The 9,157-nt window shown below is 71.3% G+C and carries 11 protein-coding genes; 8 read left to right on the forward strand and 3 right to left on the reverse strand.

Features of this window, described 5'->3' with window-relative positions; all coding sequences use genetic code 11:
* Window positions 1-56: 56 nt before the first annotated feature.
* The 3 genes from ACIGQF_RS29790 to ACIGQF_RS29800 are packed head-to-tail and all read left to right on the forward strand — an operon-like array spanning window position 57 to window position 2,898.
* Window positions 57-797, forward strand: a complete 741-nt coding sequence (locus tag ACIGQF_RS29790) for a DUF1365 domain-containing protein (protein WP_399716535.1) — start codon at window positions 57-59, stop codon at window positions 795-797.
* Entirely contained in the window at window positions 794-2,047 is a 1,254-nt protein-coding gene (locus ACIGQF_RS29795) for a class I SAM-dependent methyltransferase (protein ID WP_399716447.1), read from the forward strand. Before ACIGQF_RS29790 ends, ACIGQF_RS29795 begins: the two co-directional genes overlap by 4 nt.
* Window positions 2,044-2,898, forward strand: a complete 855-nt coding sequence (locus tag ACIGQF_RS29800) for a DUF1295 domain-containing protein (protein ID WP_399716450.1) — start codon at window positions 2,044-2,046, stop codon at window positions 2,896-2,898. The genes ACIGQF_RS29795 and ACIGQF_RS29800 overlap by 4 nt, the downstream gene beginning before the upstream one ends.
* Before the next feature lie 84 nt (window positions 2,899-2,982).
* Here the strand turns inward: ACIGQF_RS29800 and ACIGQF_RS29805 are convergent, their stop codons facing one another.
* Both ACIGQF_RS29805 and ACIGQF_RS29810 read right to left on the reverse strand, forming a co-directional pair.
* The gene (locus ACIGQF_RS29805) at window positions 2,983-3,726 is read right to left on the reverse strand and encodes an anti-sigma factor domain-containing protein (RefSeq protein WP_399716453.1); all 744 of its coding nucleotides are present in this window, start codon (window positions 3,724-3,726) and stop codon (window positions 2,983-2,985) included.
* The gene (locus ACIGQF_RS29810; protein ID WP_361550864.1) at window positions 3,723-4,313 is read right to left on the reverse strand and encodes a sigma-70 family RNA polymerase sigma factor; all 591 of its coding nucleotides are present in this window, start codon (window positions 4,311-4,313) and stop codon (window positions 3,723-3,725) included. The genes ACIGQF_RS29805 and ACIGQF_RS29810 overlap by 4 nt, the downstream gene beginning before the upstream one ends.
* Before the next feature lie 258 nt (window positions 4,314-4,571).
* On the opposite strand from ACIGQF_RS29810, the gene ACIGQF_RS29815 reads away from it, so the two are divergent.
* Window positions 4,572-5,819: a class I SAM-dependent methyltransferase gene (locus ACIGQF_RS29815; protein WP_399716457.1), complete on the forward strand. Its 1,248-nt coding sequence runs from the start codon at window positions 4,572-4,574 to the stop codon at window positions 5,817-5,819.
* A 22-nt stretch (window positions 5,820-5,841) separates the two neighbouring features.
* Here the strand turns inward: ACIGQF_RS29815 and ACIGQF_RS29820 are convergent, their stop codons facing one another.
* Window positions 5,842-6,228, reverse strand: a complete 387-nt coding sequence (locus ACIGQF_RS29820) for a nuclear transport factor 2 family protein (RefSeq protein WP_399716460.1) — start codon at window positions 6,226-6,228, stop codon at window positions 5,842-5,844.
* A 96-nt stretch (window positions 6,229-6,324) separates the two neighbouring features.
* Between ACIGQF_RS29820 and ACIGQF_RS29825 the strand changes: the two genes are divergently transcribed.
* The 4 genes from ACIGQF_RS29825 to ACIGQF_RS29840 all read left to right on the forward strand — a co-directional run bounded on the left by ACIGQF_RS29825 (window position 6,325) and on the right by ACIGQF_RS29840 (window position 8,913).
* Window positions 6,325-6,900 carry a TetR/AcrR family transcriptional regulator gene (locus tag ACIGQF_RS29825; RefSeq protein WP_399716463.1) on the forward strand — a complete coding sequence of 192 codons (576 nt, stop codon included), beginning with the start codon at window positions 6,325-6,327 and terminating at the stop codon, window positions 6,898-6,900.
* A 151-nt stretch (window positions 6,901-7,051) separates the two neighbouring features.
* Window positions 7,052-8,047, forward strand: coding sequence for a hypothetical protein (locus tag ACIGQF_RS29830; protein WP_399716466.1), 996 nt, complete (start codon window positions 7,052-7,054; stop codon window positions 8,045-8,047).
* Between the two features lie 160 nt (window positions 8,048-8,207).
* The gene (locus tag ACIGQF_RS29835; RefSeq protein WP_399716469.1) at window positions 8,208-8,660 is read left to right on the forward strand and encodes a hypothetical protein; all 453 of its coding nucleotides are present in this window, start codon (window positions 8,208-8,210) and stop codon (window positions 8,658-8,660) included.
* Complete coding sequence (locus ACIGQF_RS29840; protein ID WP_399716472.1) at window positions 8,608-8,913, forward strand: hypothetical protein; 306 nt, start codon at window positions 8,608-8,610, stop codon at window positions 8,911-8,913. Before ACIGQF_RS29835 ends, ACIGQF_RS29840 begins: the two co-directional genes overlap by 53 nt.
* Window positions 8,914-9,157 lie beyond the last annotated feature (244 nt).

A 9,157-nucleotide genomic window follows, 5' to 3' on the forward strand; every position in this document is an offset into this window, starting at 1 on the left:
CGCCCGCCGCGCGCACCGCCGGCCGGCCGGGCGGCGTCGTTGCCCGCACCCCGGCGCTGTACCCCAGCCTCCTCACGCACGTCCGCACCCGGCCGCGGCGCTATGCCTTCCGGCAGCGCACCTACCTGTGGCTGGTGGACCTCGATGCCCTGCCCCGTCTGCCGTGGATTCTGCGCCCGCTGGCCCGCTTCGAGGCCCGGGACCACTTCGCGGGCGGCAGTCGCAAGGATGCCGGGGGCGCCCGGTACACGATCCGGGAGGGGCTGGAGACGTTCCTCGCCGCGCACGGCGTGGAACTCCACGGCGGCCCGGTGCTGATGCTCGCGCACGCCCGGGTGTTCGGCCATGTCTTCAACCCCCTGTCCGTGTACTGGTGCCACACCCCGGACGGCGCACTGCGGTGCGTGGTGGCCGAGGTGCACAACACCTACGGCCAGCGCCACTGCTACCTGCTCGAACCGGGGACGGCCGACCAGGGCAGCCGGACGGACAAGGAGTTCTACGTGTCGCCGTTCTTCGGCGTCGACGGCGCATACCGGATGCGGCTGCCCGTCCCCGACGAGCGGCTGGACCTCAGCGTACGGCTCGAAAAGGAGGGCTCCCACCTGCTGACCGCCACCGTACGCGGCGTCCGCCGTCCCGCCGGTGCCGCCGACCTGCTCCGCGCCGCCGCCCGCCATCCCTGGTCCACCGCCGCCGTCTCCCTGGGCATCCGCTTCCACGGCATCCGGCTGTGGCGGCGCGGCCTGCCCGTCCAGCCCCGCCCGCCGCACGACCTCCAGGAAGGTATGCAGTGACCCTCTCCGCCCTCCCCACCGCCGCGGCCGCCGACCCCCGGCGATGGCCCGATGTCGCCGCGCTGCCGCCCTGCTCCGCCGCCCGCAGAGAGGTGGGCGAACGTCTCGTACGCCATGCCCTGGCCCGACTGCCGCTCACCGTGCGCCTGGGTGCCCACGAACAACTAGGTCTCGGCGGACCGGTGTTCACCGTGCGAGCCCCCGACGCCTTCTTCCGGCGCATCGCCGCCCGCGGCCTGACCGGCTTCGGCGAGTCCTACATGGCGGGGGAGTGGGAAGCCGAGGACCTGGTGGGAGTGGTACGCGTCTTCGCCGACCACGTCACCACTCTCGTCCCCGCGCCACTGCAACGCCTGCGCCGATTCTGGGCGTTGCGGCAGCCGGCCGGCCGACGCAACACCCCCGAGGGGGCACGGGCCAACATCCACCACCACTACGACCTCTCCAACGACCTCTTCGCCCTCTTCCTGGACGACACACTCACCTATTCCGCGGCCGTCTTCGATGCCCTGCCCGCCCGCTGGGAGGGGCTGGCCGAAGCACAGCACGAGAAGATCGACCGGCTGCTGGACCTGGCCGGCGCGGGCCCCGGCACCCGGCTGCTGGAGATCGGCACCGGCTGGGGCGAGCTGGCCGTCCGCGCCGCCGAGCGCGGCTGCCATGTCCACTCGGTCACGCTCTCGGCCGAGCAGCGGGACCTGGCGCTGGCACGCATCCGCGCGGCCGGGCACGAGGAACGCGCCACCGTCGAGCTGTGCGACTACCGCGATGTGCGCGGACGGTTCGACGCCGTCGTCAGTGTGGAGATGATCGAGGCGGTCGGCGCGGAGTACTGGCCCCAGTACTTCGGCACGCTGGCCGGGCGGCTGCGGCCCGGCGGCCGTATCGCCCTGCAGGCGATCACCATGCCCCACGACCGGATGCGGGCGACCCGCAACACCCACACCTGGATCCAGAAGTACATCTTCCCCGGCGGCATGCTGCCCTCCCTGACGGCCATCGAGGACAACGCCCGAGCCGCCGGACTGCGCGTCACGGACTGCACGCCCTACGGAGCGCACTACGCCGAGACCCTCCGGCTGTGGCGCGAGCGCTTCACGGCCCGGGGACCCGAGGTGGCCGAGCTGGGGTTCGACTCCGTGTTCCGCCGGATGTGGACCTTCTACCTCGCCTACTCCGAGGCCGGCTTCCGCGCCGGCTACATCGACGTGCACCAACTCCAACTGACGCACGAGGGGCTTCGCCGATGAGCGACCCGACCACACACGCCTTCCTGCTGAACGCCGCGGGCGCCCCGGACGCCTTCCCGTGGAGCGCCTTCGCCCGCAACCTGGCGGCGGCGGCCGGCGCGGCACTCGCGGTCCTGCTCGCGACGTTCGCCGCGGCACTGCGCAGGGGCCTGCACCGGATCGTGGACATCGCCTGGGGCCTGGCGTTCGCCGCGGTGGCCCTGACCACGTACGGCATGTCGGCCGGCGAGGGCGACGCCGGCCCGCGGCTGCTGGTCACCGCGCTCACGGTGATCTGGGGACTGCGGCTGGCCGGCCACATCGCCCGGCGCGGCCGGGGCAAGGGCGAGGACCCGCGGTACGAGAAGATGCTGGCCAAGGCGCACGGCAACCGCAACGCCTACGCCTTCCGCATGGTCTATCTGTTGCAGGCCGCCCTCGTCTGGCTGGTCTCCCTGCCCGTCCAGGCCGCCCAGTACGTCCGCGGAGCGCCGGCCGCGCTCATCGCGGCCGGGGTGCTCCTGTGGCTGGTCGGCCTGTTCTTCGAAGCCGTCGGCGACCACCAGCTCGCACGTTTCACCGCGGACCCGGCCAACCGGGGAAAGATCATGGACCGTGGCCTGTGGGCATGGACCCGGCACCCCAACTACTTCGGGGACTTCTGCGTCTGGTGGGGACTGTTCCTCTTCGCCTGCGGAGACCTCGCGGTGGCCGCCGCCACCGTCCTCTCACCCGTGGTCATGACCTTCCTGCTGACCCGTGGCAGCGGCAAGGCTCTGCTGGAGCGGCACATGGCGGAGCGTCCGGGCTATGCCGAGTACGCGGCCCGCACCAGCGGGTTCTTCCCGCTGCCGCCCCGCGCACGGAAGTGACGGGCGGGGGAGTGGCCGGCGACTTGGGGGCGCCGGCGGCAGTGCGCCGGCGTCTCTCCGTCCGCCACTCCGCGCGTCCGCGCATCAGGTCCGGGCGGGGAAGTCCATCAGCGCGATCGGCCGGGTCGTGGGCTGCCGGGAGCCGCCGGCCGGCTCCACCGTCACCCCCATGCCGGAGGCCTTGCCGACGTTCCCGTCCAGCAACGTGGCGGCCGCACCCCGCGCGGCGTTGAACGTACCGGCCGAACGCATCGTCCCCCCGTCGTTGAACCACAGCTGGTACACCTTGCCGCCGGGCAGGTCGGCCAGGCCGGAGGCGACGAAGGCCGCACGGTTCCGTGTCTGGGAGACCACGACCGTACCGCTGCCGCCATCACCCAGCTTGCCGGTCGCCGCCCGGGCATCGGGCGCGGCCAGCACTGCCGCCAGCTCCGCCGCCTGCCGCTGGGCCACCGAGCGCGCCTTCTCGGCCTCCTGGTGCTGCCAGACGGCGATACCACCGAACGCCGCGGCGGCGGCAAGACACGCAGCCAGCGCCAGCCGCGGCAGCGAGCGCCGCCAGGCCCGCCCGGAGAAGCGGTCACCGCCCACCGCGGGAGGCTCCTGACGCACCGTGGCGATGCGCTGCAGTACGCGGCCCTTCAGCTCCGCCGGCGGCACCGCGGCCACGGCCTGCCCCAGCCGCCCGGCCGTGGCGGTCAGCTCCGCGACCTCCTGCCGGCAGGCCGCGCACTCCCGCAGATGCCGCTCGAACTGAACACGCTCGTCGTCCGGAAGCGCATTGAGCGCGTAGGCGCCCGTCGCCGTGTGCAGGTCGGCGTCGTTCATGCCGTCACCCCCAGGCAGTCGCGCAGCCGGATCAACCCGTCCCGCAGCCGGGTCTTGACCGTCCCCAGCGGCAGCGCCAGCAGCTGCGCCACCTCCCGGTAGGTCAGGCCGCGGTAGTAGGCCAGCGTCACCGACTCACGCTGCCGCTCGGTGAGCGCGCCCAGACAACGGCGTACCCGCTGGCCCTCCAGCCGCGCCTCCACCTGCTCACTCACCTCGTCGTAGGCCGGCGTCCGCTCCAGCAGCGCCGCCTTGTTCTCCCGCTCGGTCCTGGCCTGCGACGCCCGTACCCGGTCCACCGCCCGCCGGTGCGCCATCGTCAGCACCCACGTCATCGCACTGCCCTTGTCCGGGCGGAAGCGGGCCGCGGTACGCCAGACCTCCACCAGCACCTCCTGGGTGACCTCCTCGGACTGCCCGGGATCCCGCAGCACCCGCGTCACCAGACCCAGCACGGGCCCACTCACCACGTCGTACAGCAGCCCGAACGCCTCCTGGTCACCGAGCGCGACCGCGGCCAGCAACGCCTCCGCATCGTGCCCCGCCGGCCGGGACCCCGGCCCTCCCCGTACCTCTGGCGCTCCCATTGCGCTCCTTCGCTCGGTGCTGCCTCACATCACACCGCCGTGCCCGGCCGTCCGGCCATCCGGACACGCAGATGTCTCCCACGTCATTGCTTCGGAGCCGCGACGTGACCGGATTGGTCGCGAAAACCGACGACCGGGGGATCGGGGGCGGGGCGGGGCGGCCAAGACAGTCAGGACGGCCAGGTCTGATGACCAATCCGCGAAGCCCGTGGCTCCGAATGAGTAGACGACGCCACACATCGAGGAGGAAGCATCCCCATGCCGTCAGTCACCCGGGGCGCCGCGCAGCGCCTGCTCCCGCTCGTGGAGAAAGCCCTCGGAGGCCCCCTGCCGCTGCGGTTGCGGGTCTGGGACGGCAGCGAGGCCGGCCCACCGGACGCCCCGGTCGTCGTCGTACGACGACGGCGCGCGCTGCGCCGCCTGCTGTGGCAGCCCGGCGAGCTAGGCCTGGCCGAGGCGTACCTCACCGGCGACCTCGACATCGAGGGAGACCTGACCGACGGACTGCGGACCATGTGGGAGGCCGCCCGTGACCGGGGCCTGCAGGCGACCCGCCTCGGTCTCACAGACCGGGCACGCGCCGCCGCCACAGCACTGGCCCTGGGCGTGATCGGCCCGCCACCGCCTGCCCCGGCGTCCCGGGCCCGCCTGCGCGGCGAACTCCACAGCAGGCGCCGCGACCGCGCGGCCATCAGCCACCACTACGACCTGTCCAACGACTTCTACGCCCTGCTGCTGGACGAGACCATGGCCTACTCCTGCGCCGTGTGGACCAGCGACGATCCGGCGTACACCGTTGCCGACGCCCAGCGCGACAAGCTCGACCTCATCTGCCGCAAGCTCGCACTGGGCCCCGGCGACCGGCTGCTGGACATCGGCTGCGGCTGGGGCTCGCTCACCCTGTACGCCGCCGAGCGGTACAAGGTCGAGGTCACCGCGGTCACCCTCGCCCGGGAACAGGCCGACCACGTAGCCGAGCAGGCCAGGAACCGGGGCCTGGAGGACCTGGTCGACGTCCAGTGCCGCGACTACCGCGACATCGAGGGCGGGGCGTACGACGCGGTGGCGACCGTGGAAATGGGCGAACACGTGGGCGACGCCGAGTACCCCGCCTTCGCGGCCTTGCTGTACCGGGTGCTGCGCCCGCGCGGCAGGGTCCTGGTCCAGCAGATGTCGCGGGGCAGGCAGGCGCCGGGCGGGGGAGCGTTCATCGAGACGTACATCGCACCGGACATGCACATGCGCCCCATGGGGGAGACCATCGGCCTGCTGGAAGGCGCCGGCCTGGAGGTACGTACGGTGGAATCGCTGCGCGAGCACTACGTCCGCACCGTCCGGGCCTGGCACGACACCCTGGAAGAGCACTGGCCCGAGTTCGTCGCCCTCGTGGGCGAGGAAACCGCGCGGGTGTGGCGGCTGTACCTCGCAGGCGGCGGACTGGCCTTTGAGGAACGCCGTATGGGCGTCGACCAGTTCCTTGCGGTACGTCCGGACGAGGGCAGGTGAGGCGGAGAGCGGGGCGAGCGCCTCAGACGAAGAACGCGTTCATACCGGCGACATCGGACAGGTAGGTCTCGATGCTCGCGACCTTTCCGTCGCGCAGCCGGCAGACGGTGGACAGGTACTCGTCCAGGCGCACTTCGCCCCGGCGGGCGGTGTTGTGCAGGGACAAGGCCATGTTCTCGCGGCTGACCAGGATGTGCAGCAACTCGAAGCGGAGGCCGTAGGAGGCGATCTTCTTCGCCCGCTCGACCACCGCGTCCGCGCCGTCGGCCGTACCGGAGATGGTGTTGTCGCCGGGGAGCGTCCAGGTGGCGTCGTCGGTGAGCAGCGTCCGGATGCCGTCCCAGTCACCGGCGGTGAGGAAGGCGTGGAACCTCTCGCCGAGCTGGTGGGCGGCCTCGTACTGGGACATGTTTCCTCCATGGGAGCTCTAAAGCAAAGGTCTTTGCCTTAGGCAGGTTAGTAAGGGTCGCCCTTAAAGCGCAATTCTTTGCTTTAAGATGGAAGGATGCCCGCCAAAAGCAAAGACAGCCGCCCCGGAGGCCGGAGCGCCCGCGTACGCGCTGCCGTGCACCGGGCGACGGTCGATCTGGTGCAGGAAATCGGCGCCGACAAGGTGACCCTCCCCGCGGTGGCGCGCCGTGCGGGCGTCAACTCCAGTTCGGTCTACCGCCGTTGGGGGACGATCGCCGCCCTCCTGGCGGATGTCGCCGCCCAGCGCGCGGACGAGGCGGCCCCGGAGCTGCTCGGGGACCTCCGGGCGGATCTGGAACGGGCGGCGGTGTGGACGCTCAACGATCTGTCCCGCCCAGGAGGAGTGGCGTTCTTCCGCGCCGAAGTGGCACCGGACGTGGATGACCGCCGGGCCGGGCTGCGCGAGTGCTTGCAGCGCGTCAGTACCCGGTTCCAGGCCGCCTTGGACGCCGCGGCCCGGCGGGGCGAGGACACCCCCGCACTGGACCGGGTGCTGGACCGCGTAGTGGCTCCCCTCTATTTCCGGGTGGTCTTCTCGATCCCGGAGACGGACGAAACCTACGCGCGACGCCTCGTCGCGGAGCTCTGCGACGCGATCCCGTCGGACTGAGCTTCCCTCAGAGGGTCGTGAGCCGGGGGTGTGCGGGCGGGTTCATGCGTAAGCGTCGTGCGGGCAGAAAGTCGTGCCCCGACGACGCTTACCCACAGCCGAATCGCCGCATTATTCTGTGCCCCTCCGCAACCAAGGGGCAGAGGCACACATGCATGACCGCGCACCGCACACGCACGCCACGCCGCAGCGCACCGCGCCGTCCTGCAAGCCCGAGCCGCCCGTACAGACCTCGCCCCCGGCCGACAAGGGCCGGCTGACCGCCGCGGCGGTCACCGCGCTGCAGCGCACCGCCGGTAACACTGCCGTCATGCGCGCTCTTTCCATCGGCGCCGCCGTGCCGGTCCAGCGCCGCAAACCCTCGGCGAACGCGCCGACGGAGCACTACGCGGGCAAGGCCGAACAGCACCCGGAATGGCCAGTGTTCCAGAGCCTGATGCAGACGGCCGGGTGCACCGAGGCAGAGACGGAGACGGCCTGGCAGCTCATCCTCGGCGGCCTGCGCGAGCAGAGTGACCTGAACCAGCAGTCCGCCGATCCTTCGCTCAGCAAGCAGGCCGCCAGCAAGCTACGCGCGTCCAACACCTGGTTCAAGGAGCTGGTCGCCTTCCTCGGTCACAAACTGAAGATCGGACAGGGCTCCATGGCCCTGTGGTCCGGCGGCTTCGACACCAGCAAGTACGCCAAGTCCAAGGGCCACACGCCGTTGGAGTTCAGCCCGCTGGGCGCGGTGGTGGACCAGCTGGAGCTGCACTCCGACTGGAAGCTGCAGGGCAAGCTGTGGAACGCCCTTTCCGTCGCCTACGTCAGCCACGCGACCGGCCCGGTGCATGTGTTCATGCGCGCGTACGACCCCACGAGCGTGCTGGTCAAGCAGGAGATCCCGCAGCTGCGCAAGCTCCAGAAGCTCAACCCGAACATCGAGTTGGTCTGGCACCCGCTGTACACCACGCCCGACGGCAAGATCCACGAGATCACCCCGGACCTCCGCCTCGCCGACGACGCCCAGTACACCAGCAGGGACAAGTGCGTGGCGGCGATGTACACGTACCTGCTGCGCATGCACGACGAGAGCAACGATCAGGCGGGCCCGGCCTACAAGGACATGACGAATCGCCTGTCGGCCAACGTCAACGAGAAGGCCTGACACCGACGGCGCGCCAGGGCGATCGTTTGGTTCAGCGGGCGGACCACAGGAAGAAACCGGCGATGTGGAGGCCGGCCAGGTGGATAGTCGGGGCCCTGGCTGATCCAACCAGAACTGCCTAGGCGAGTGCCTTCAGCGCATCGAACGCATCGGAGCCGAGGTGGTCCGCGGCTCGCTCGAAGACCTCGACACGCTGCGTGCGGCCGCCGCCGAGGCGGACGGCGTCATCCATCTGGCGTTCAACCACGAGGTCGCCTTCGCGCAGGGTGATTTCATGGCCGCCGCCGAAGCGGACCGCGCCGCCGTCGAGGCGATGGCGGAGCCGCTGGCCGGCACCGGCAAGCCGTTCGTCCTCGCCTCGGGCACGCCCGTGGCGGCCGGCCGGGTGGCGACCGAGCGCGACGGGCACGACCTGCCGCCGCTCGACGCCGTGCCGCCCGAGGCCGCCGGCATGGTGGTGCGCATGGCCACCGCCGAGCGCCTTCGCCGTGATTGGTGCGCGGCAGCCGTACGACGGAGGACCGGACGCCGCGGCCGGCGAGGCCGAGTACGTACCCCGCGTGGCGCTGGAGTCGGCTCCGCCGGGCTCGACGCTGCACGCCGTCGCCGATGAGGGCGTTTCCCTGCGAGACATCGCCGAGGTCATCGGCCGCCATCTGAACCTGCCGGTGGTCTCCGTCCCGGCGGAGGAGGCGCAGGACCACTTCGGCTGGCTGACCATGGTGATGGCCGCCGACCAGCCGGCCTCCAGCGCGCACACCCGCGAGCAGTTCGACTGGCAGCCGACCCGGCCGGGCCTTCTGGAGGACGTCGACAAGGGGCACTACTTCCGTCAGCCGCCTGAATCGGAGACTCGTCGGCAATAAGCGGCGATCTTGTCGAGAATCTCGTCGGCGGTCTTGGTTCAGGAGAACAGGAACGTCACGTGCCGCAGCCGTGTTCTTGAGGGCTGCTCGTATGTCCGACTGGGCAAGCACTCATGCGCTTTCGCTTCTTGGGCAGCCCCAGGTGTCCTGCTAAGGGTTGTCCCGTAACTGCCATCGGAAGTCCGCGCGATGGCCTACGGCCGGACGCACCGCGCCCGCTTGCCGTACTTCATGCCGCTGGAGT

The sequence above is a fragment of the Streptomyces sp. NPDC053560 genome, assembly GCF_044544605.1.
In the GTDB taxonomy this organism is placed as follows: domain Bacteria; phylum Actinomycetota; class Actinomycetes; order Streptomycetales; family Streptomycetaceae; genus Streptomyces.